The organism is Tardiphaga sp. 215_C5_N2_1, from assembly GCF_052076055.1.
GTDB lineage: Bacteria > Pseudomonadota > Alphaproteobacteria > Rhizobiales > Xanthobacteraceae > Tardiphaga > Tardiphaga robiniae.
The window spans coordinates 1,705,841-1,727,335 of the sequence record NZ_CP197240.1 but is presented as its reverse complement, the minus strand read 5'-3'; the positions used below and the strand labels follow the sequence as shown (position 1 = coordinate 1,727,335).

Sequence of the window (21,495 nt, the reverse complement as noted above, 5' to 3'; positions counted from 1 at the left end):
GGCAATGCGCTGGATCCTCGCAGCAAGCCTCGCGGCAGGCGTGGTGTCATCCGTGGTGGTGGCGGCCTTTGCCGCCAACACGGTCAGTCCCGCCAACCTGTCGCCGATCTACGGCGTCGGGCTTCCCGATGGCTACCGCAAATGGGAGCTGATCGCGCCGGCGCAGGAGGCCGAGCCTCTGAATGAATTGCGCGCCGTGGTCGGCAACGACATCGCCGTCAAAGCCTATCGGGACGGCCAGCTCCCGTTTCCCGATGGCACGGTGCTGGTGAAGCTCGCCTGGAAGCACACCCAGTCGCCGGAATTCGAATCTGCCTCGATCCCCGGCGCCGCGACCACGGTTCAGGTCATGGTGAAGGATTCGAAGAAATACCCCGCGTCAGGCGGCTGGGGCTTCGGCCGCTTCATCGACGGCAAGCCGGTGGATCAGGCGCAGCACGAAACCTGCTTTGCGTGTCACGAGGCACGCGTGAAGGAGCGGGACTACGTGTTCACGAAGTGGGCGCCGTAAGCGCCCACGTCACGAGACGCCGACCTCGGCCAGAAACGCCGTCAGGAAAGCCTCGGTCCGCGCGTGGCGTTCCTGCGCCATGCGTCGGCCGGTGGCGGTGTTGAAGCCGTCCGCGAGCGTCAGCAGTTTCGCCGGCAGATGGTCGATCGCAAAATTGCGGTCATCAAAGGCGCGATGCCGCGCAGCGGGATCTTCGGGATCGTACAGGAAGGATTGCATCCGCCCGGCGGTGTAAAAACAGCGCGCGATGCCGATGGCGCCCATGGCGTCCAGCCGGTCCGCGTCCTGCAGGATCTGCGCTTCGATCGTTTCAGGTGTGATCTTCGCCGAGAAACTATGCGCCGCGATGGCATGAGCAACGCGCTCGAGCCGCTCGGTCGTCCAGCCGAACGGGGCGAGCAGGGTCACCGCGTGTTCGGCAGCGAGGCGCGAGGCACTGGCGCGGAGCGGTGAGCTCTTCTCGACGGCGACGCAGTCGTGCAGCAGCGTCGCTGCCGCCAGGATTTCGGCATCTCCGCCCTCGACGTCCTGGATGGTGCGGACGTTGGACCAGACACGCGCCAGATGCGCGACGTCATGCGACCCGTCATCGGTCTTGACGTGATGTAGAAGCGACGACGCCAGCGTTTCGAACGGAGCGAAGGCGGCAGTGATACCGGTGATCTCAGTCATGGCGTCGTTGTTAGATTGGCCTCCGAGCATTGCCAAGCGTGTTTTGATGTCATTAGATTCGGATTGCGAACGGGTAGAACTCAGGCGGCAAGGCTGAGTGTGTATGCCGTTTTATCGCCGAAGCAGCATCATGAGGAATTGTGGCCAATAACCCCGTCAACAGCCTTAGCGCCTTGCTTGAGCAGAGCATCGATAATTTGGCTCTGATCATCGGAAACGGCATCCACCGATACGTAGAATCGAAACGTGTAAATTCCTGGGATCAGCTGCTCGTTGAGATTGCTCAAGAGTGCTCGCCCGGGCTTGTCGAGGTACCACCTGGCACGACGCTTACAGAATTTTATGATGTGCTGGAGCTCTTGTCCGGGAGTAAGATCGGTGCTCTGCAGGAGAAATTTTGTGCGCTCCTGGACGGTTGGGATGTACTCCCACATCACCGGAAGATCATGAGCTGGGCAGTCCGACACCGTACTCCAGTGCTCACAACGAACTTCGATCAAGTGTTGGGCGATGCTGTCAATGCACAGTTCTGGCGTCCGAAAAATCCGAAATTCACGAGCTACTACCCGTGGGAGTGTCACTTTAGCCAAACGGCTATCATAAATCCTTGTGCTTCTTTTGGCGTTTGGCACATCAACGGGATGGTAAAATACAAGCGAAGCATTCGCCTGGGACTCAGTCACTATATGGGGTCAGTTCAGCGAGCCCGGACTTGGCTTCATCACAGCGGCGGCGCCCCTCTCTTCGGAGCAAAGGATCGTCGCGATTGGGCAGGTGCGAATACCTGGGTGCATGTTGTGTTCAACAAGCCCTTGCTCATCTTTGGTTTGGCTCTTGAAGAAAACGAAGTCTTTCTGCGCTGGCTTCTGATTGAGCGTGCCAAGTACTTCAAGAAGTTTCGCGAGCGCTTTCATCCAGCTTGGTATGTTTACAAAAACGATATGTCCGACGACAGGCAGGCCGGAAAGCTCTTTTTCTTGGAGTCGATGGGAGTCAACTGTATCGCGGTTCAGACGTTCGGAGAGATTTACGACAATGCGGGTTGGTCGTCCTGACGTGCCAGCAACGCATTTGTAAGGTCGCTCGCACCCGCGGGGAACGACGCCGCTATCGCTTCAGCAACTCATACACCACGGGATCATCCGCGCAGGCCTTGAAGCCGCATTCGAGCAAGGTCGAGGCGATGTTCGCAGCCGTCAGGCCGATCACGAGCCAGACGGCAACATGCGCGATCACGCTGGGCGCCGAGTGAGCAGCGGGGTCCTTCTCGAATTGCCGGTCGAACAGCAGCACCAGCGACAGCAGCACGATCGCCGCGACGAAGCCGATCAGTGCCCAGGTGTAATAGTGATAGCCGAACAGCGCGGTGCCGAAGCCGGGATCGCCGGGCGTGATGTGCAGCAGCACCTGCCGCGTTGAGACGGCGGCGCCGACCACGGCGGCGAGCAGTGATAGCGCATAGTGGCTGGGGCGCGGGCCGAAGCGAATGTTGAGGATCGGGCCGATGGCGAGCAGCGCGAACATGATCCGCTGCAGCAGGCATAGCGGGCAGGGCAGTTCGCCCAAAATGAACTGTGCGGCAAAGGCGGCCGCGAGCAGCGCGGCGAGGGCGTAGAGTGCGAGGACGTTGAGGGCGATAGCGCGCTGTGAGGTCATGATGGCCTCAAAACGACAGTTTCAGCGCGTCGGTGGCGTGGTGCAGGAAGGTCGCCACGCAGGCGATCAGCACAACGGCGAACAGAGAGAATGCGAGCGTGCGGCTGCCATACCATGCGACGAGCATGGTGATGGCGATCGCCAGGAAAAGTGCAGTGAATTCCATGGTCGCTCCGGCGCTGAATGTGTCCGGCATCTTACGACAGATTCGCTGGCGCCCTGTCGTGTGTCATCTACGTCAGTCGGCACTCTCCGCCACGGTCGCACCTGTTTTGCCGGTGTAGTTGGCCACGGCATCGCGAAAGGCATGGACCTCGCTGTTCAGGGCGATCAACCGTTCCGGCGTCATGCCGGCTGCGGCGAACAACGTCTCGCCAAGGCAGCGGGATTTTTCGCGCAGACCCACGCCTTTGGCAGTGAGGCTGACGACGACCTGCCGCTCATCGTCCGGATTGCGCTTGCGCGCGACGAAGCCGGCCTGTTCGAGCCGCTTCACCAGCGGCGTGACCGTGCTCGATTCCAGTGCCAGCCGGTCGGCGATGCCGCCGACGCTCTGTGCGCCGCCCTCCCACAATGTGCTCAGCACGAGATATTGCGGGTAGGTGATCTCAAGCGCGTCGAGAAGCGGCTTGTAGGCGCGGCCGATGGCCATGCTGGCGCTGTAGAGCGAAAAACAGAGCTGGTGATCCAGCGGAATGTCGGCGGGCACCACGGCAACTCTCCTCACGTCGATATCACAATAACGTATATCGCGATAAATAAATATGGACAAGGCGGCCTGCTCAAGCCAATAAACATATCGCGATATTAGTTATCGCAATATGTAATTTTGACCAAGGTTCTTCCGCCAGCCCGGTGGAGAGCGCCCGGTCCAAGCTTCGATGGAGACCAGCATGACCGTCCCACAGGGAACCGCCAGCCTGCCGGCCGTAGCGAGCGGAGACCTCGCACGTTATTACCTCGTCCGCGGCATCGTCGCGGCGGCCTGGGTGGCAGCCGCCTTCACCGTTGGCGTCTCGTCGCCCGGGGCCGCCGCCATCCTGCTGGTCAGCTATCCCGCCTGGGATGCACTTGCGAACTGGTTCGATGCCCAGGGCAGCGGCGGCTTGCTGGCCAATCCCTCGCAGGCGCTGAATGTGGGGGTGAGCCTCATTGCCGCACTGGCCGTGGCCATCGCCTTGCGCACGGGGATGAATGCCGTACTCGCGGTGTTCGGCGTCTGGGCGGCATTGGCGGGCCTCGCGCAACTGGTCACTGGCGTTCGACGCTGGCGCGCATTCGGTGCGCAGTGGGCGATGATCCTGAGCGGAGCGCAGTCGACCGCGGCCGGCCTGTTCTTTGTCAAGCAGGCGGGCGGCGCCACAGTGCCGACGATCGTGGATATCGCGCCCTATGCCGGTTTCGGCGCCTTCTATTTCCTGGTGTCGGCGCTGTGGTTGATCTTCGCGAACCGCGGGCGTACGGCCTGAGATCTGAGGACAAACCGATGATGCCGGCCCCGGCATCATCGGCCGCCTCTGTGGATGATCGCGGATTTGCTGTCAGCCGCTGCTGCCTGATCTGCTAGTCAGGTGAGAACGACGATCACTCCTGGCAGGCACGGCGACATCTCATGGCCATCACCATCTACGGCATCAAGAATTGCGATACGATGAAGAAAGCGCGCGTCTGGCTCGACAGCCATGGCGTCGCCTACAGCTTCCATGACTACAAGGCCGAGGGCATCGACAAGGCGCGGCTGCAGCGCTGGGCCAAGGAGGTCGGCTGGGAGACGCTGCTCAATCGCGCCGGCACCACGTTTCGCAAGCTGGATGACGCTGCCAAGGAAGGTCTGAACGAGAGCAAGGCAATCGCGCTGATGCTCGAGCAGCCCTCGATGATCAAGCGGCCTGTGCTCGATCTTGGCGGCAAGCTTGTGGTTGGCTTCAAGCCGGAGATTTACGCAAAAGACGTAAAATAGCGATCAGTCGATCTCGACGACGTCGCCGGCTGCGAGCCGGTGCGGCGCACGATAGGACAGGCTGCGATCGATCACCGCGCGGAGTTTCGGCACCGGCACGCTGTGATGGCCGCGCATCAGATTTTTGATTTCGAATCCACCGTCCTCGCTGATCGTCTTGAGCGACGCGATGATATGGGTGACGCCATCGCCTGATGAGAACGGCATCAGCATCCGCTCATAGGCGACAACACGACCGTTGACATCGTCGATCATCGAGACGGTATAGGTCGGCAACTCGCGTGCGATACATTCATGATAGGCCGGCAGCACGACAGGACCGAGGATCGGGCCGAGATAGTCGTCGAGATAGCGTCCCTTGCCGGTGGTACCATAGGCGCTCGCCATGCGGGTGCCGTTACTGTCGATGATGAGCCGCGGCGGTGCGGTGCTGTGATCAACAATGTAGTCGACGAGATCGGGACGTTCGTCGCCCATCCGATCCGGGCGATAGTTGGTGATATCGGGCAGGGCCTGTTGCGGCGCATAGAGCCGTAGCCAGCAGTTCAGCAGATCGCGCTGCCGAATGGACTTCACCACGGACGCGTCGGCGCTCTGGAAGTCCACGGCAACGATCCCCCTGATATCGATCGAGGGTAGTATGAGTACAGCGAGCAAATAATCAATGAACGCGGGAAGTCGCCTCGCAATACAATTAACGAGCGATTTTCAAAGCTCCTTGCGGCGCAAACAGATGGTGCGTTCTGCACGGTGGACCGGTCGCAGGCGGACTCTGCTTTCTGCATGCGCAGGGGGCTAACTGCCTACGACTAAGGGCGAAGTCAGTGCGACAGGCAGTCCACCCAATTCTGCCGCATTGCACCTTGCGTTCGCCGTCGCGTTGACGGCATATTCGCGCCACTCGATGTGGCCGCGCGGGGATGACTTTCAGTTTTCCCCGAAATGCGGCTGCGCAAAAAGTTGGCCACTGGCGGAGACACACGCCGGGAAGGTCGATGGGGGAAATTTGCTTGACCGATGAGTTCATTCTCGAAACCAACGGATTGACCAAGGAATTTGCGGGCTTTTTCGCAGTCCGCGATGTCAGTCTCAAAGTTCGCCGCGGCACCATTCACGCATTGATCGGCCCTAACGGGGCTGGCAAGACGACGTGTTTCAATCTGCTGACCAAGTTCATGCAGCCGTCCGCCGGCCAGATTTTCTACAAGGGCAAGGATATCACCGCGACGGCGCCCGCCGACGTGGCGCGCCTTGGCCTCGTACGTTCGTTCCAGATTTCCGCGGTGTTTCCGCATCTGACGGCGCTGGAGAATGTCCGTGTTGCACTGCAGCGTCAGCATGGATCGTCGTTTGACTTCTGGCGGTCCAAGAGCGTGCTGGATCAGTACAATCAACGCGCCGCTGAACTGCTCGACGACGTCGGCCTCAGCGAATTTGCCAATACGCCCGCCGTGGAAATGCCCTATGGCCGCAAGCGGGCATTAGAGATCGCCACTACGCTGGCGCTCGATCCCGAGATGATGCTGCTCGACGAGCCGATGGCCGGCATGGGCCACGAGGACATCGACAAGATCGCAGCGCTGATCAAGCGCATCTCGGCGAAGTATACCATCCTGATGGTCGAACATAACCTCAGCGTCGTGTCCAATCTGTCGGACATCATTACCGTTCTGACTCGCGGAAAGGTTCTTGCGGAAGGCAGCTACGCCGATCTGACCAAGGACGAGCGCGTCAAGGAAGCTTATCTGGGAGCCGGGCATGGCTGAGATCACAATGGCCGCACCGGCAACGACTGCAGCAACTGGCAATCCAATTCTCAGCATCGAGAATCTCGAAGCCTGGTATGGCGAGTCGCACATTCTTCACGGCATCAATTTCAACGTGAAGCCGGGCGAAGTCGTCACGCTGCTCGGTCGCAACGGCGCCGGCAAGACCACGACGCTGAAGTCCATCATGGGCATCATCGGCAAGCGCACCGGCTCGATAAAGTTCGAAGGCAACGAGATCATCAAGACCTCGTCGGACAAGATCGCGAAGCAGGGCATCGCATTCTGTCCGGAAGAACGCGGCATCTTCTCCAGCCTCGACGTGAAAGAGAATCTGCTGCTGCCGCCGACGATCCGGCCGGGCGGGTTGTCTCTGGATCAGATCTTCGAGCTGTTTCCAAATCTGAAAGAGCGTCTCAACAGCCAAGGGACAAAACTCTCCGGCGGTGAGCAGCAGATGCTGGCGATCGGGCGCATCCTGCGCACCGGCGCGCGCTTCCTGATGCTGGACGAGCCAACCGAGGGGCTGGCGCCCGTCATCATCCAGCAGATCGGCCACACCATTGCGCGGCTGAAGTCGGAGGGCTTCACCATCCTGCTGGTCGAGCAGAACTTCCGTTTCGCTGCCACGGTGGCGGATCGCTACTACATCGTCGAGCACGGCAAGATCATCGATGGCTTCGCCAATTCCGAGCTCTCGGCGAATATGGACAAGCTGCATACGTATCTCGGCGTCTAATATCGAATAACGGACCGAGCCAACGGTCCGACGATAGACACAATCATCAATACGGGTAGGGAGCACAGAATGAAAAAAGCCGTTTCGACGTCGCTGCTGGGTTTTGCGCTGATGATGAGCGCAAGCTCGCTTGCGTTCGCCCAGGACAAGACCGCCAAGATCGGCGTGCTGAACGACCAGTCGGGCCTTTATGCCGACGTGACTGGTCCGGGTTCGGTGGTCGCGGCCCAAATGGCCGTCGAGGACTCCGGACTCCTGGCCAAGGGCTGGAAGATCGACGTCGTGATCGGCGATCACCAGAACAAGCCCGACGTCGGCTCCAACATCGCGCGTCAATGGTTCGACGTCGACAAGGTCGACACCATCGTCGACGTGCCGACATCGTCGGTCGGCCTTGTGGTCAACAATATCGTCAAGGAAAAGAATGGCGTTTATCTGAATTCGGGATCGGGCACCTCCGATCTCTCCAACGCACAGTGCTCGCCCAACACCATTCACTGGGCTTACGACACCTATCAGCTCGCCAACGGCACCGGCTCCGCCATGGTCAAGAACGGTGGTGACACCTGGTTCTTCCTGACGGCGGATTATGCTTTCGGCACCGCGTTGGAGCGCGATACCACCAACGCTGTCACTGCGAAGGGCGGCAAGATCATCGGCAGCGTCCGGCCGCCGCTCAACACGGCGGACTTTTCGTCGTTCCTGCTGCAGGCGCAGGCGTCCAAGGCCAAGGTGATCGGCCTCGCCAATGCCGGCGGCGACACCATCAACTCGATCAAGCAGGCGTCGGAATTCGGTATCATCAAGGGCGGGCAGAAATTGGCTGGTCTCTTGATGTTCATCACCGACATCCATGCGCTCGGACTTCCGGTCGCCAATGGTCTGAGCTTTACCGAGACGTTCTATTGGGATCTCAACGACGGCACGCGCGGGTTCTCCAAGCGCTTCCAGGCGCGCATGAAGAACAAGAACATGCCGACCACCGTGCAGGCCGGCGTTTATTCGTCCCTGATCCATTACTTCAAGACGCTCGACGCCATGGGCGGCAACCCCCATGACGGCCTGAAGATCATCAATGCGATGAAGGCGGCTCCGACCGACGACATCATCTTCGGCAAGGGCACGATCCAGCCGAACGGCCGCAAGCTGCACCCGGCCTATCTGTTCGAGGTGAAGAAGCCCGAGGAGTCAAAGGGGCCATGGGATTACTACAAGCTGGTGGCGACGATCCCTGCCGATCAGGCCTTCACGCCGCTCGACAAGAGCGCTTGTCCGCTTTTGAAGAAGACCTAATTTAGAAGCCCGTCGTCCAAATCATTGAGAGGAAGCCATGAAAAACAAGATTTCAACCGCACTTCTTGGCACGGCACTTTCGCTGGCCATGGCGGGCATCGCCATGGCGCAGGACAAGACCGTCAAGATCGGCGCACTCAGCGATCAGTCCGGTCTCTATGCCGATCTCGGCGGCCCGGGCTCGACCCTGGCTGCGCAGATGGCGGCGGAGGACTCCGGTCTGATGGCCAAGGGCTGGAAGATCGACATCATCTCCGGCGATCACCAGAACAAGCCGGATATCGGCTCCAACATCGCGCGGCAGTGGTTCGACGTCGACAAGGTCGACACCATCGTCGACGTACCGAATTCCGGCGTGGCACTGGCGGTGAACAACATCGTCAAGGAGAAGAACGGCGTCTACATCAATTCGGGCGCCGCGACGTCGGATCTCACCAATGCGCAGTGTTCGCCGAACACCGTGCACTGGACCTATGACACCTACATGCTCGCCCATTCGACCGGGCAGGCGATGGTCAAGGCCGGCGGTGACAGCTGGTTCTTCCTCACCGCCGACTACGCCTTCGGTGCCGCGCTGGAGCGCGATACCTCGGAAGTCGTCAAATCCTCGGGCGGCAAGGTGGTCGGCGGCGTCAAGCATCCGCTCAACACCGCGGACTTCTCCTCCTTCCTGCTGCAGGCGCAGTCGTCGAAGGCCAAGGTCATCGGTCTGGCCAATGCCGGCGGCGACACCACCAACTCGATCAAGCAGGCGGCTGAATTCGGCATCGCCAAGGGCGGTCAGAAGCTCGCGGCGTTGCTGCTGTTCATCACCGACGTCAAGGCGATCGGTCTTGAAACCGCACAGGGCCTCAGCTTCACCGAGACCTTCTATTGGGACCTGAACGACAAGACCCGCGACTTCTCCAAGAAGTTCGCGGCGCGCATGAAGAACGGCGCTCCGCCGTCGATGGTGCAAGCGGGCGTGTATGCGGGCCTGATCCACTACTTCAAGGCGCTGGAAGCTCTCGGCAGCAATCCACATGATGGCGCGAAGATCGTTGCCAAGATGAAGGAATTGCCGACCGATGATCCGCTGTTCGGGCAAGGCAAGATCGAAGCCAATGGCCGCAAGATTCACCCGGGCTATCTGTTCGAAGTGAAGAAGCCGTCGGAATCGAAGGCGCCGTGGGATTTCTACAAGCTCGCCGGTACAGTGCCAGCCGATCAGGCATTTACACCGATCGAGAAGAGCACCTGCGCGCTGCTGAAGAAATAAGATCGTTGGCCCGGCGGCGCCGCGCTGCCGGGCCAAGACTTTCCTGCGATAAAAGTTGAGAACAACATGTCGATCAATCTACAGGCCCTGTCTGCGCAATTGCTGGTCGGACTCATCAACGGCTCGTTCTATGCGCTGTTAAGTCTCGGTCTCGCCGTGATCTTCGGCATGCTGAACATCATCAATTTCGCCCATGGCGCCGTCTATATGATGGGCGCGTTTGCGGCATACTTCCTGCTCAATCTGGCTGGCATCGGCTACTGGCCGGCGCTGATCCTGGCGCCGCTGGCGGTCGGCCTGTTCGGCATGGTGATGGAACGCACCATGCTGAAATGGATCGCCAATCTCGACCATCTCTATGGCCTGCTGCTGACATTCGGTCTGGCGCTGATCATCCAGGGCGTGTTCCAGAATTATTTCGGCTCGTCGGGTCTGCCTTACGCGATCCCGGATGCGCTGAAGGGCGGTATGAATCTCGGCTTCATGTTCCTGCCGATCTATCGCGGCTGGGTCGTTATCTTCTCGCTGGTGGTCTGTATTGCGACCTGGTTCCTGATCGAGCGTACGCGGCTCGGCGCCTACCTGCGCGCCGCCACCGAAAACCCGACGCTCGTCCGCGCCTTCGGCATCAATGTGCCGCTGATGATCACGCTGACTTACGGTCTCGGCGTCGGTCTTGCGGCACTCGCCGGCGTGTTGTCGGCGCCGATCAACCAGGTGCGCCCGCTGATGGGCGCGGACCTGATCATCGTCGTGTTCGCGGTCGTCGTGATCGGCGGCATGGGCTCGATCATGGGCTCCATCATCACCGGTTTCGCCCTCGGCATCATCGAGGGTCTGACCAAGTATTTTTACCCCGAGGCCTCCAACACCGTCGTCTTCGTGCTGATGGTGCTGGTGCTCCTTGTGAAACCTTCCGGACTGACGGGACGGGCTGCCTGATATGACAACGATCACTGAAAACGCCATTCCGTCACCCCGCCGCACCGTCAAAGACGAGATGGTCGCCTTTGCGATCATGACCGCACTGTTGCTGGTCGTGCCGCTCACTGGCGTCTATCCGTTCTTCGTGATGCAGGCGCTCTGCTTCGCGCTACTCGCCTGTGCGTTCAACCTTTTGATCGGCTATGGCGGTCTGCTGTCCTTCGGCCACGCGATGTTCCTGGGCACCGCCGGCTACTGCACGGCGCATGCGCTGAAAGTGTGGGGCCTGACGCCCGAGTTGGGCATTATCGTTGGTGTCGTCGCCGCCGCTGCGCTCAGCGTCGTCACCGGCCTGATCGCCATTCGTCGTCAGGGCATCTACTTCGCCATGATCACGCTGGCGCTGTCGCAGCTCCTGTACTTCGTTTATCTGCAGACGCCGTTCACCCATGGTGAAGACGGTATCCAGGGCATTCCGCAGGGCACGCTGTTCGGCCTGTTCAATCTGTCGAAGCCGATCACGCTGTATTACGTGGTCCTGGCCGGCTTCACGCTGGGCTTCCTGATCATCTACCGCGCCATCAACTCGCCATTCGGCGAGGTGCTCAAGGCGATCCGTGAGAACGAGCCGCGTGCGGTGTCGCTGGGCTACAAGACCGATCAATACAAGCTGCTGGCCTATATCCTGTCCGGCACGCTTGCGGGTTTCGCCGGCGCGCTGAAGGTGTTTGTGGCGCAGAACGCTTCGCTCACCGACGTGCACTGGAGCATGTCCGGTGAAATCGTGCTGATCACGCTGGTTGGCGGCCTCGGCACGCTGTTCGGGCCGGTGGTGGGCGCCTTCGTGATCATCGCCATGCAGCAATATCTCGCCGGCTTCGGCCAGTGGGTGACGGTGATCCAGGGCGTGATCTTCGTGGTCTGCGTGCTGACCTTCCGCCGCGGCGTCATCGGCGAAATCGCGCATTACTTCAAGCGGTCGCTCTAAATCCAGGCACTGCCTCAGGAAAAGCAGGCTGTCATAAAGCGGTGGATGATCGGGCCTAAAAGGTGCGCGATTGCCCGTCTTGGCCGGAAATGCTTTATGACATCCGTGTGACACAGGGCCGCCGGCGGTGGCCCCGCGGGACCATGTCCGCCATCTGGCGGTCCGGTCGCTGCGTTTTCCTGACAGTTGGATGAGATGATGCTGCGTTGGTTCCGGTCCTTTCTGCCCCGGGAGGAAAGGTTTTTCGACCTGTTCGCCCGCCATTCAGTGACCGTGGTCGAGGGCTCCAAGGCGCTTGCGGGGATGCTGGAAGGCGGCGACGAGACGCCGGTCTACTGCCAGCGCGTCAACCAGTTCGAGAACGACGCCGACGCCATCACCCGCGAGGTGCTGACCGCCGTTCGCCGCACTTTCATCACGCCGTTCGATCGCGTCGACATCAAGAACCTCATCACGGCGATGGATGATTCCATCGACCAGATGCAGCAGACGGCGAAAGCGGTGATGCTGTTCGAGGTGCGCCAGTTCGAGCCGCCGATGCGCGAAATCGGCACGCTGCTGGTGGAGTGTGCCAACCTGGTCGGTCGCGCCGTGCCGCTGATGAGCGCCATCGGCGACAATGTCGGTCTGCTCACCGCGATCACTGAGGAGGTCGGCAAGCTCGAAGGCCGCGTCGACGATCTGCACGACATCGGGCTCAAGGAGCTGTTTCTCAAGCATCGCGACGCTAACACCATGGATTTCGTGGTCGGCGCCGAGATTTACAAGCACCTTGAAAAGGTGGCCGACCGCTTCGACGACGTCGCGAACGAGATCAACAGCATCGTCATCGAACAAGTATAAGGCAGGGCCATCAGGTGGACGCCACGCTCGCCTTTCCGGTGCTGATCGGCCTCATCGCCATCGCATTGCTGTTCGACTTTCTCAACGGTTTGCATGACGCTGCCAATTCGATCGCGACGATCGTCTCGACGCGCGTGCTGCGGCCGCAATATGCGGTGCTGTGGGCGGCGTTCTTCAACTTCATCGCCTTCCTGGTATTCGGTCTGCATGTCGCCAACACCATCGGCACCGGGATCATCGAGCCCAGCGTCATCGATCCCGCGGTGATCTTCGCAGCACTCATGGGTGCCATCGTCTGGAACGTGATCACCTGGGGTCTCGGCATTCCCTCGAGCTCGTCGCATGCGTTGATCGGTGGTTTGCTCGGGGCGGGTGTCGCCAAGGCAGGACTCTCGGCAGCCTTATGGACCGGACTGTCCAAGGCGCTGCTGGCGATCGTGCTGTCACCGCTGGTGGGCTTCCTGCTGGCGCTGGTGCTGGTGGCCATCGTGTCATGGGCCTCGGTGCGCTCGACGCCCTTCGCCGTGGACCGCGCCTTCCGCATCCTGCAATTCGTCTCGGCTTCGCTGTATTCGCTCGGCCATGGCGGCAACGACGCGCAGAAGACCATGGGCATCATCGCTGTGCTGCTGTACTCGCAGGGCCATCTCGGCACCGAGTTTTCCGTGCCGTTCTGGGTCGTGCTGTCATGTCAGGCGGCGATGGCGCTGGGCACGCTGATGGGCGGCTGGCGCATCGTCCGCACCATGGGCCTGCGCATCACTAAACTCACGCCGATGCAGGGCTTCTGCGCCGAAACCGGCGGCGCGGCGACGTTGTTTGCGGCGACGTTCCTCGGCGTTCCCGTCTCGACCACGCACACCATCACCGGTGCGATCGTCGGCGTCGGCGCAGCCCGTCGCGTATCAGCGGTGCGCTGGAACGTGGCGAGTTCGATCGTCTATGCCTGGGTGATCACGATCCCGGCCGCGGCGATCGTTGCCGCCGCGACCTGGTGGATCGTGAAGCTGCTGCATTTGAGCTTTATCTGACGCAGGTCATGACACCAGCTTCAGCCCGGCAATGCCTGCCACGATCAGCCCGATACAGGTGATCCGCGCGACGGTGGCCGGGTCGCCGAATAGGTACATGCCCAGCGCTGCGGTGCCGACTGCGCCGATGCCGGTCCACACGGCATAGGCGGTTCCCATCGGCAGTTCCTTGAGGGCGAGGGCGAGCATGCCGACGGACGCGGTCATGCTGATCAGGGTCAGGACGGAGGGGACGAGGCGGGTGAAGCCTTCGGTATATTTGAGCCCGACGGCCCAGCCGACTTCGAGCAAACCAGCGATGAACAGCAATAACCAAGCCATGGAACGGCCTCCTGGTGAAAGTACAGGGCCGTCCCTGCAAGCAAAGGTCTCCCTTTGCCGGATGATGATGATTTGGAGGTCGTCCTCGCAGGGGTTATATGGGACCCACGCAGCCGGATCGCAACGCGGCCGATGGTCGCCACTTCGGCCAGTTTCCCGCCCAAAATCCCTTGATTGCGCCCGTTTTCCCTGCCACAGGCACGTTTATGTCCGATATCGCCCTTTCCGCCGACTCAGCCGCGCGTTCCCCGCTTGCCACTGAGGTCGCCCGCCGCCGCACTTTCGCGATCATCTCGCATCCTGACGCCGGCAAGACCACGCTGACCGAAAAGCTGCTGCTGTTCGGCGGCGCCATCAATCTGGCCGGGCAGGTCAAGGCCAAGGGCGAGCGCCGCAACACGCGCTCGGACTGGATGAAGATCGAGCGCGACCGCGGCATCTCCGTCGTCACCTCGGTGATGACCTTCGAATTCCAGGGCCACGTCTTCAACCTGCTCGACACGCCGGGCCATGAAGACTTCTCGGAAGACACCTATCGCACGCTGACCGCGGTCGACTCGGCTGTTATGGTGATCGACGCCGCCAAGGGCATCGAAGCGCGCACGCTGAAGCTGATCGAGGTCTGTCGTCTGCGCGACATCCCGATCATCACTTTCGTCAACAAGATGGACCGCGAAAGCCGCGACGTGTTCGATCTGCTGGACGAGATCGAGAAGACGCTGGCGCTCGACACCACGCCGATCAACTGGCCGGTCGGCCGCGGCCGCGATTTCATGGGCACCTATGACATCGAGACCGGTGGCATCCGCCTGCTCGAGGGCGGTGGCGCCAAGACCGGCGCAGCCGAGAAGATCGAGATTTCCGATCTGGCCGGTCGCAATCCGAATCTCGACGCCAGCGAGGTCGCCGACGAACTCGAACTGGTGAAGGAAGCCTCCAAGCCGTTCGACCTGCAATCGTTCCGCGAAGGCCATATGACGCCGGTCTATTTCGGCAGCGCGCTGCGCAATTTCGGCGTCGGCGATCTCTTGGAAGGCCTCGGCCGTTTCGCGCCGTCGCCGCGTGCGCAGGAGAGCAACCTGCGCAAGGTCGAGGCCGACGAGCCCCGGATGTCGGCCTTCGTGTTCAAGATCCAGGCGAACATGGATCCCAACCACCGCGACCGCATCGCCTTTGCGCGCCTGTGCTCGGGCAAGCTGACAAGGGGCATGAAGGCCAAGCTGGTGCGTACCGGCAAGAACATGTCGTTGTCGTCGCCGCAATTCTTCTTCGCGCAGGACCGCGCCATCGCGGACGAAGCCTATGCCGGCGACGTGGTCGGCATCCCCAATCACGGCACGTTGCGCATCGGCGACACGCTGACCGATGGCGAGGACATCATCTTTATCGGCGTGCCGTCCTTCGCGCCGGAAATCGTGCGCCGTGTGCGCCTCGGCGACGCGATGAAGGCGAAGAAGCTCAAGGAAGCCCTGCAGCAGATGTCGGAAGAGGGCGTCGTGCAGGTGTTCCGTCCGCGCGACGGCGCGCCGGCTTTGGTCGGCGTCGTTGGCCCGCTGCAGCTCGACGTGCTGAAGGCACGGCTGGATGCGGAATATCAGTTGCCGGTGAGTTTCGAGGTCTCGGAATTCTCGCTGGCGCGCTGGATTTCGTCCGAGGACAAGAAGAAGCTCGAAACCTTCATGTCCAACAACAATTCCGGCGTCGCCGACGACGTCGACGGAGATCCGGTGTTCTTGGCGAAGAACGACTTCTATCTGAACTACACCAAGGAACGCGCGGAAGGGATCGTGTTCTCGGATATCAAGGACGTGAAGAAGCAGGGGTGAGGCGACGCGTTGACCTCGGCCTTTCGTAGGCCGATGCAGCTGTCTCCCGACAGAGCCAGGACGATCCGCCGGGTCGCTCCGGCGGATCTTGACCTGCTAGCGGTACGCAATACATGAACCGCTTGAGTGAACCGTATCGCTGAACTCTTAAAGAAAGATTCCTGCGCGCTAGGCGTGTCAGCAAATCTTGTGGGATGAAGCAACGCAATCGGTCGCTGCCCCAACATAGTTGTCGCGGACTGGATACGAAATTCGTACGACCTTGAGGCACAGCCTCAGGTGCCGGATTCCACAATCCTCTTGATATTCCCTAATCCTAACTCCGCTTCCTCGTCGATCCGCTGAACCACTTCCGGCGTCGGCGCCTTCGGCCGCGCGGGATTGCGCACCGTGCGCGTGAACTTCGTCCCGCCATCCACGACATCGCAGACATATTGCACGACGATCGGGCCGGTGACGCTCATATGCGTCAGGCCGATCCACAGCTGCGGGCGTTCGCAGGCGATCACCAGCCAGTCCAGCGCAACTGGGCCCGACCGCGTCGACCAGTGTTCGTGAAACGTGTCGCCGAACCGCATCGGGCGATTCTCGCAGTCGATGTTGTGCGAGGAGGGCAGCCATTGCGGCCATGATTTGGGATTGGTGACGTAGTCGAACACAGATTCGGGCGCAGCCGCGATCACGATGGAGTGGCTGCGCTCGAACGGATGCGTCGGTGTCTTGGGTGTGGTCATGGCTGGCAGTTCCTCCGCGGTCTGTTCGCGCAGTTGTGAACGGTCTTATTCTTGATGAGTGTGCAACGGTGCTGCGTATTGTGTGGAGGCTTTGTCGGGGAAGATGGGTACGCGGGTCAAGCCCGTGTATGACGTATGAGTTGGGCGGTAGAATCTCCCTACGTCTTGGCTGTGCAAAGCGCGAAGCGCGGCTTCGCGAGATGACCGGCCATCCATCTTCCCTTGTGAGCCGGGCGGCTGACGATGTATTCGCGGCCTTTGACGTCGGGCGTGACGAACCCGGTTCCCGTCAATCGACTCGCATTTGAGGCATTTCCGATCAAATTTGATAGTGTTCTCTGGCTACGAGGTACCGGTGCCCAAGCCGTGCGTCACGACGACCTGGGCCTATTGGAAAGTTTGAGCGAGATGAATGGGGTCATCGTCCGAACTACGCTCCAACTGATAACGCCGGGAATATTGTTTGTCTTCGGAGCTGCCTTCGTCTGCGCGTGGCTCGTCGAGAAGAAGCGGAACTACCTGCTCTTACTGGCCGGCGCGTGCGTTCTGTTTGCCCTCGGTGCGATGTCGCAGATTTTGAGTTGGCCGCCCGGCGCGGGGCCCAATGCCATCGTCTCGGGCGCGCTCTACTCGTCGGCGGTTATCGCCGCCGTGGAGGGCATCCTGGTGCGTTCGGGGAAGGGGCTCGGTCCGGTCATCGATATGGCAATCCTTGCCGGCTTCGTCCTTCTGCTCGCCTATTTCTTTTATATCGATCGCAGTCTCATCGCCCGGGTCTACATCCAGAATTTCGGCTACGGCCTCCTGATGCTGATCGCAGCGGGGCGGCTCACCGCATTGGCGCGCGGGCCTTATGTCGATCGGGCTCTGTTCTGGGTGCTGTTGCTGTTTGGTTTGCATTTTTTTCCGCGAACCCTGCTCACGGTCGGATTTTCCGCGCCGGTCGACAGAACCGCGTTCAGCAATTCGATGTTTTGGCAAGCACTCCAGCTTTCGCTCGCCGTGCTCGGCGCCGGCCTGGCGCTGGCCATCCTCGCCGCGGCGGTGTCCGACATGATCGACGATCTTCGTCGCGAACGCGATCTCGATCTGTTGACCGGCATCCTGAACCGGCGCGGCTTTCAAGAACGGTTATCCGCCCATCTGCGCAAACACGGACCGAGCCGTGCTGCGCTTGCCTTGTGCGACATCGACAACTTCAAGAGCATCAATGACACCCTCGGCCATGACGTCGGGGACGATGTCCTCGGAGAGGTGGGGCGCATGCTGCGCAACGCGTCGCGCAAACGCGACATCGTCGGGCGGCTGGGCGGCGAGGAATTTGCGGTGTTCCTTCCGGATACGGACGAACAGGAAGCGGTTGAATATGCCGAACGGTTGAGGATCGCGATCGAGCAGAACAGCTTTGCCGTCCCGGGTGGAGCGAGGCAGGTCACTGCGAGCTTCGGCGTGGGGACGTTGCAGCCGGGAGATAGCTGGCCGAGCCTGTACAAGCGGGTCGATGGGCGACTCTACGAAGCGAAGCGGACCGGCCGTAACCGCACGATTTCCCGCACGCTAAGCGCCTCTGCCGACGCGCCAGTCGCTGGATCCGGATACGCGCTTCCGCAGCTGCAGAGCCAGGACGGCGCCCGGCTCTGACGTCGAATTCGTTCCGCAAGGATGGGGTGAGTGATCCAGCTTTGCGTCAGACGATTCAGTTGCGATGTATTCCATGTGCAGCGCGATGCGGCCGCTATGCCGGCAACGACTCGCCGCTCTGCTCGCGCACGATATAGTCGGCATACCAGTCCGGCCAGTTCTCGTCATGCTGGCCGCCGGTACGCTTCTCGTGCTCGCCATGGGCGACGGCCGCCCGCCGCAAGGCGGCTGCGAGATCCGCGGAAGAGTTGAACGTCGTGGCGCTGGCATCGACACGTCCGGGCAATCGCGCGGTGATCTCCTGAAACAGCCAGCCATTGCCGTCCGGGTCGTTGAATGATGCGAAGGAGCGATAGCTGGCGCGCGCGGGATCGAGGCCGTTCACCCGAAGTCGCCCGAACAAATAGGGTTCGTCCGGCCCGACATTGACATCTTCGGCGTGGAAGGCGTCGCTCACCTTGACGCCGCGGCCGAGCAGGTCTGCACGGGTGGCCTCGATATCGGAGACGATCAGATACAGACCCTGCGCCGAGCCCGGCGTCGCGGCGGTCACGTTCTTGCCGAAGATGACCGAGCAATCCGAACCCGGCGGCGTGAACTGGATCACGCGATAGTCGTCGCCGACCACGAAGTCGGCGTCGAGCCTCCAGCCGAGATTTGCGTAAAAACTCTTGGCCGTGTCGACATTCGACACGGGAATGACGACGATTTCGAGCTTCATGGTGACGGACGTATCACGATGCACCTGGGGACTGCTCATGTCGGTCTCCTGAGGTCGGGGTGTGATGATGACGACGTGTGGTGCCAGGCTGCGCGCAGGCGCAACAATGTCTGCAATCGGTCGTTTGGCCGGCGTTCCGCTTGTTGGTCTGCTCGTGCGGTTGTGACCCATCCCGATCTTGATGACGCCACACGCCTGTATCATTTCAGGTGAGGGCGTATTTGCAAAGGTGTCCGAATGACACGGAACCTCACGTTGCTGTTGATCGCCGGCGTCCTGGCGGCATTCGCTGGCCAGGCGGAGGCGCGGCGGCTGCGCGCCGGCGATGCAGTGCCGTTTTCGCACAGGCCGTGCAGCGTGCTCGATGGCGAGCCATGTACGCCGTCCACCTGCAGCGTGTTCGATCACGGGCCGTGCATTCCCGAGATCGATTATCCGATCGGGCAAAACCTGCAGGTCACGGTGCTGAGCGTGCCGCCGGGCGATCAGCAGGCTCTCTACCGCAAGCCCGATCATGATCTCGATACGATCGGCGACCTGTTCGCTGCCTTGCGGTCGTGCTGGTCGCCGCCCGCACCGGACGTTGCGCGTGCAGGCATGCAGATGTCGGTGATGTTCTCGTTCAACACGGCCGGTACGCCCATCGCGCCGCCGCGCGTGACCTTTGCCAGCAAGGATGCGCCGCAGGACACGCGCGACACCTATCTCAAGGCCATCAATGCCTCGCTCCATAGCTGCCTGCCGCTAAAACTCACCAAGGGTCTTGGCGGCGCGGTCGCCGGGCGGCCGATCATGATCCGCTATGTCGATAACCGGGAGCTGCAGAAGCAGTCCGGGAAGTAAGCTGCTTCCTAACCTCGCCCCGCATTTGCGGGGAGAGGTCGGAGTCGGCGCGTAGCGACGGCTCCGGGTGAGGGGCCTTGAATGGCGGGGGGAGGACGCGGAATCTCGGGTCTGCAGTATCGAGATCCGAGGGTGCTTCTTCGTGGCTGGCTTTGTGCCATGCCCCTCACCCGAAACACGCGCTGCGCACGCGTTTCGACCTCTCCCCGCGCAGAGCGGGGAGAGGTTAAGAGAGTGAACCACTGCGCCATCCGCCGCGACGAAGGGGAAATCACTCCGGAGGCGGCGATGTTTGGACGCAGGTTCGTATTGATTGCGACAATTGTTTGCGCTGTCGGCGCGCTCACCGGCGGCAGCGCACTGTTGTTCTGGCCCGAGCCCGACAACTGGACCGAGGAAGCCAAGGCCTGCGTCGGCGACAAGTATGTCGGCTTCTGGCAGGACAACGGCAAGTATTCGTTCAAGATGGATTTCGAGAACAACTGCGCCCGCAAGATCGCCTGCGGCATCGACGTCACGGTCACCAACGCCAAGGGCTCGGTGAAGGACCACGGCACGGTGATCATCCCCGCACGCGGCCAAACGCCGAGCGAGGCGAGCTACAGCATTCCGACCTCGTCGTCGTCCGGCATGGCGCAAACCGCGCGAAATTGCCGGTTCGTGTGAGGGTCTTTCTTACCTCGCCCCGCCTAGCGAAGCTTCGCTTCGCGCGGGGCGGGGAGAGGTTAGGAAGTCCCTCAATCGATCCTGATTTTCGCCGCCTTGATCACCTCGGCCCACAGCGCTTTCTCATCGGCCATGCGCTTGCGGAGCTGATCGGGCGTGGTCGGCGAGGGCGTGATGAGCTGCAGCTTCAGCTTCTCGATCACGGCCGGCTCGGCCAGCGTCTGCGTCACTTCGGCATTGATCGTCGCCACCACATCCTTCGATAGCCCGCCCGGGCCGACCAGCGCATTCCAGGCGTCGGACTGCACGTCGATGCCGCTCTCGGTGAGTGTCGGCACATCCGGTAGGAACGGCGAGCGCTTCGCAGTGGTGACGGCGAGGATCTTTACGGCGCCGGTGGCGAGCTGCGGCGTCACGCCGATGGCGGGCAGGCACGCGACCTGCACGTCGCCGCGGATCAGCGCGGTGGTCGCCGCGGGCGACGACGGATAGGGGATGTGCACCATATTGGCGCCGGCCTTCTGCGCGATCGCTTCCATGCAGAGCTGCGACAGTGTGCCGACGCCGATCGAGCCGTAGCCGAGGCCCTTCGGATCGGCTTTGGCCTTGGCCAGGAATTCCGCGACCGTATTGACGCCGAGGCTGGTCGGCACCGCGAGCACGCTTGGGAGCTGCGTCAGCAGCGTGATCGGCGCGATGTCGGTGTCGGGATTGTAGGGCAGCTTGGCAAACAGCAGCGTGTTGATGGCGAGCGGGCCGCCGAGCGAGATGCCGATGGTCGAACCATCAGGCGTGGATTTCGCGATGGCGTCGGTGCCGATATTGCCGGAGGCACCTGGCTTATTCTCCACGACGAAATTGGTGCCGGGATGCCGCGTCTGCAGACTGTCGGCGAGCACGCGACCCACGATGTCCGGGCTCGCACCGGCGCCGAACGGCACGATGATGCGAACAAGCTTGGGCGGCCAAACGGGCGCCTGCGCGTGCGCTGCGAAGGGCAGCGTCGCGAACAGCAGCGCTGCGAGCGCAAGGTGAAGGCGGGCAGGTGTCGTGTCGTTTCGCAGCATTGCGTGCGTCCCCTGAAAAGTGATACCCGGAAGCC

General features: G+C 61.4%; 25 protein-coding genes. 16 read left to right on the top strand and 9 right to left on the bottom strand.

Annotated features, from left to right (window positions below; genetic code table 11):
- The first annotated feature begins 4 nt into the window (after nucleotides 1-4).
- Nucleotides 5-511: a cytochrome P460 family protein gene (locus tag AB7828_RS08160; protein WP_439064095.1), complete on the top strand. Its 507-nt coding sequence runs from the start codon at nucleotides 5-7 to the stop codon at nucleotides 509-511.
- A gap of 9 nt (nucleotides 512-520) precedes the next feature.
- Here AB7828_RS08160 and AB7828_RS08155 read toward each other — a convergent pair whose 3' ends face one another.
- Nucleotides 521-1,183, bottom strand: coding sequence for an HD domain-containing protein (locus tag AB7828_RS08155; RefSeq protein ID WP_441229888.1), 663 nt, complete (start codon nucleotides 1,181-1,183; stop codon nucleotides 521-523).
- 140 nt (nucleotides 1,184-1,323) lie between these two features.
- Between AB7828_RS08155 and AB7828_RS08150 the strand changes: the two genes are divergently transcribed.
- Nucleotides 1,324-2,238, top strand: coding sequence for a hypothetical protein (locus tag AB7828_RS08150; RefSeq protein ID WP_441229887.1), 915 nt, complete (start codon nucleotides 1,324-1,326; stop codon nucleotides 2,236-2,238).
- A gap of 52 nt (nucleotides 2,239-2,290) precedes the next feature.
- Here AB7828_RS08150 and AB7828_RS08145 read toward each other — a convergent pair whose 3' ends face one another.
- The 3 genes from AB7828_RS08145 to AB7828_RS08135 form a co-directional block, all read right to left on the bottom strand.
- Complete coding sequence (locus tag AB7828_RS08145) at nucleotides 2,291-2,839, bottom strand: disulfide bond formation protein B (protein ID WP_120292238.1); 549 nt, start codon at nucleotides 2,837-2,839, stop codon at nucleotides 2,291-2,293.
- 7 nt (nucleotides 2,840-2,846) lie between these two features.
- Complete coding sequence (locus tag AB7828_RS08140; RefSeq protein ID WP_176454532.1) at nucleotides 2,847-3,005, bottom strand: DUF5993 family protein; 159 nt, start codon at nucleotides 3,003-3,005, stop codon at nucleotides 2,847-2,849.
- Between the two features lie 72 nt (nucleotides 3,006-3,077).
- Nucleotides 3,078-3,491, bottom strand: a complete 414-nt coding sequence (locus tag AB7828_RS08135; RefSeq protein WP_184519612.1) for a MarR family winged helix-turn-helix transcriptional regulator — start codon at nucleotides 3,489-3,491, stop codon at nucleotides 3,078-3,080.
- A gap of 241 nt (nucleotides 3,492-3,732) precedes the next feature.
- Here AB7828_RS08135 and AB7828_RS08130 point away from each other — a divergent pair, with 241 nt between their 5' ends.
- Together AB7828_RS08130 and AB7828_RS08125 are read left to right on the top strand one after the other, a co-directional pair.
- Nucleotides 3,733-4,308: a DUF308 domain-containing protein gene (locus AB7828_RS08130; RefSeq protein WP_120292543.1), complete on the top strand. Its 576-nt coding sequence runs from the start codon at nucleotides 3,733-3,735 to the stop codon at nucleotides 4,306-4,308.
- Between the two features lie 143 nt (nucleotides 4,309-4,451).
- Nucleotides 4,452-4,799: an ArsC family reductase gene (locus AB7828_RS08125; protein ID WP_120292243.1), complete on the top strand. Its 348-nt coding sequence runs from the start codon at nucleotides 4,452-4,454 to the stop codon at nucleotides 4,797-4,799.
- A gap of 3 nt (nucleotides 4,800-4,802) precedes the next feature.
- Here AB7828_RS08125 and AB7828_RS08120 read toward each other — a convergent pair whose 3' ends face one another.
- Complete coding sequence (locus tag AB7828_RS08120) at nucleotides 4,803-5,405, bottom strand: hypothetical protein (protein WP_441229886.1); 603 nt, start codon at nucleotides 5,403-5,405, stop codon at nucleotides 4,803-4,805.
- A 404-nt stretch (nucleotides 5,406-5,809) separates the two neighbouring features.
- Here AB7828_RS08120 and AB7828_RS08115 point away from each other — a divergent pair, with 404 nt between their 5' ends.
- From AB7828_RS08115 to AB7828_RS08080, 8 genes are all read left to right on the top strand, one after another.
- Complete coding sequence (locus AB7828_RS08115; protein ID WP_089263895.1) at nucleotides 5,810-6,565, top strand: ABC transporter ATP-binding protein; 756 nt, start codon at nucleotides 5,810-5,812, stop codon at nucleotides 6,563-6,565.
- A complete protein-coding gene (locus AB7828_RS08110; RefSeq protein WP_441229885.1) occupies nucleotides 6,558-7,304 on the top strand; it encodes an ABC transporter ATP-binding protein in 747 nt (248 codons plus the stop codon). The genes AB7828_RS08115 and AB7828_RS08110 overlap by 8 nt, the downstream gene beginning before the upstream one ends.
- Nucleotides 7,305-7,373: 69 nt before the next feature.
- Nucleotides 7,374-8,597 carry an ABC transporter substrate-binding protein gene (locus AB7828_RS08105; RefSeq protein ID WP_441229884.1) on the top strand — a complete coding sequence of 408 codons (1,224 nt, stop codon included), beginning with the start codon at nucleotides 7,374-7,376 and terminating at the stop codon, nucleotides 8,595-8,597.
- Between the two features lie 37 nt (nucleotides 8,598-8,634).
- On the top strand, nucleotides 8,635-9,855 hold the full coding sequence (locus tag AB7828_RS08100; protein WP_120292249.1) for an ABC transporter substrate-binding protein: 1,221 nt from the start codon (nucleotides 8,635-8,637) through the stop codon (nucleotides 9,853-9,855).
- A 66-nt stretch (nucleotides 9,856-9,921) separates the two neighbouring features.
- On the top strand, nucleotides 9,922-10,797 hold the full coding sequence (locus AB7828_RS08095; RefSeq protein ID WP_089263899.1) for a branched-chain amino acid ABC transporter permease: 876 nt from the start codon (nucleotides 9,922-9,924) through the stop codon (nucleotides 10,795-10,797).
- Nucleotide 10,798: 1 nt separating this feature from the next.
- Entirely contained in the window at nucleotides 10,799-11,767 is a 969-nt protein-coding gene (locus AB7828_RS08090; protein ID WP_089263900.1) for a branched-chain amino acid ABC transporter permease, read from the top strand.
- A 198-nt stretch (nucleotides 11,768-11,965) separates the two neighbouring features.
- Nucleotides 11,966-12,610, top strand: a complete 645-nt coding sequence (locus AB7828_RS08085) for a DUF47 domain-containing protein (protein ID WP_089264630.1) — start codon at nucleotides 11,966-11,968, stop codon at nucleotides 12,608-12,610.
- A gap of 14 nt (nucleotides 12,611-12,624) precedes the next feature.
- Nucleotides 12,625-13,641 (top strand): inorganic phosphate transporter, encoded by a 1,017-nt coding sequence (locus tag AB7828_RS08080; protein ID WP_089263901.1) that lies wholly within the window; start codon nucleotides 12,625-12,627, stop codon nucleotides 13,639-13,641.
- Nucleotides 13,642-13,647: 6 nt separating this feature from the next.
- Here AB7828_RS08080 and sugE read toward each other — a convergent pair whose 3' ends face one another.
- Nucleotides 13,648-13,962, bottom strand: a complete 315-nt coding sequence (sugE, locus tag AB7828_RS08075; protein ID WP_068731015.1) for a quaternary ammonium compound efflux SMR transporter SugE — start codon at nucleotides 13,960-13,962, stop codon at nucleotides 13,648-13,650.
- Nucleotides 13,963-14,168: 206 nt separating this feature from the next.
- Between sugE and AB7828_RS08070 the strand changes: the two genes are divergently transcribed.
- Nucleotides 14,169-15,788 carry a peptide chain release factor 3 gene (locus AB7828_RS08070; protein ID WP_441229883.1) on the top strand — a complete coding sequence of 540 codons (1,620 nt, stop codon included), beginning with the start codon at nucleotides 14,169-14,171 and terminating at the stop codon, nucleotides 15,786-15,788.
- Between the two features lie 275 nt (nucleotides 15,789-16,063).
- Here the strand turns inward: AB7828_RS08070 and AB7828_RS08065 are convergent, their stop codons facing one another.
- Nucleotides 16,064-16,522 (bottom strand): SRPBCC family protein, encoded by a 459-nt coding sequence (locus AB7828_RS08065; protein ID WP_441229882.1) that lies wholly within the window; start codon nucleotides 16,520-16,522, stop codon nucleotides 16,064-16,066.
- Between the two features lie 366 nt (nucleotides 16,523-16,888).
- On the opposite strand from AB7828_RS08065, the gene AB7828_RS08060 reads away from it, so the two are divergent.
- The gene (locus tag AB7828_RS08060; protein ID WP_441229881.1) at nucleotides 16,889-18,163 is read left to right on the top strand and encodes a GGDEF domain-containing protein; all 1,275 of its coding nucleotides are present in this window, start codon (nucleotides 16,889-16,891) and stop codon (nucleotides 18,161-18,163) included.
- A gap of 94 nt (nucleotides 18,164-18,257) precedes the next feature.
- On the opposite strand, the gene AB7828_RS08055 is transcribed toward AB7828_RS08060, so the two are convergent.
- Nucleotides 18,258-18,923, bottom strand: coding sequence for a VOC family protein (locus tag AB7828_RS08055; RefSeq protein ID WP_441229880.1), 666 nt, complete (start codon nucleotides 18,921-18,923; stop codon nucleotides 18,258-18,260).
- Between the two features lie 198 nt (nucleotides 18,924-19,121).
- On the opposite strand from AB7828_RS08055, the gene AB7828_RS08050 reads away from it, so the two are divergent.
- Together AB7828_RS08050 and AB7828_RS08045 are read left to right on the top strand one after the other, a co-directional pair.
- Nucleotides 19,122-19,727 carry a hypothetical protein gene (locus AB7828_RS08050; protein ID WP_441229879.1) on the top strand — a complete coding sequence of 202 codons (606 nt, stop codon included), beginning with the start codon at nucleotides 19,122-19,124 and terminating at the stop codon, nucleotides 19,725-19,727.
- A gap of 288 nt (nucleotides 19,728-20,015) precedes the next feature.
- On the top strand, nucleotides 20,016-20,393 hold the full coding sequence (locus tag AB7828_RS08045) for a hypothetical protein (RefSeq protein WP_184517499.1): 378 nt from the start codon (nucleotides 20,016-20,018) through the stop codon (nucleotides 20,391-20,393).
- 71 nt (nucleotides 20,394-20,464) lie between these two features.
- Here AB7828_RS08045 and AB7828_RS08040 read toward each other — a convergent pair whose 3' ends face one another.
- Nucleotides 20,465-21,460: a Bug family tripartite tricarboxylate transporter substrate binding protein gene (locus AB7828_RS08040; RefSeq protein ID WP_441229878.1), complete on the bottom strand. Its 996-nt coding sequence runs from the start codon at nucleotides 21,458-21,460 to the stop codon at nucleotides 20,465-20,467.
- Between the last annotated feature and the right edge of the window lie 35 nt (nucleotides 21,461-21,495).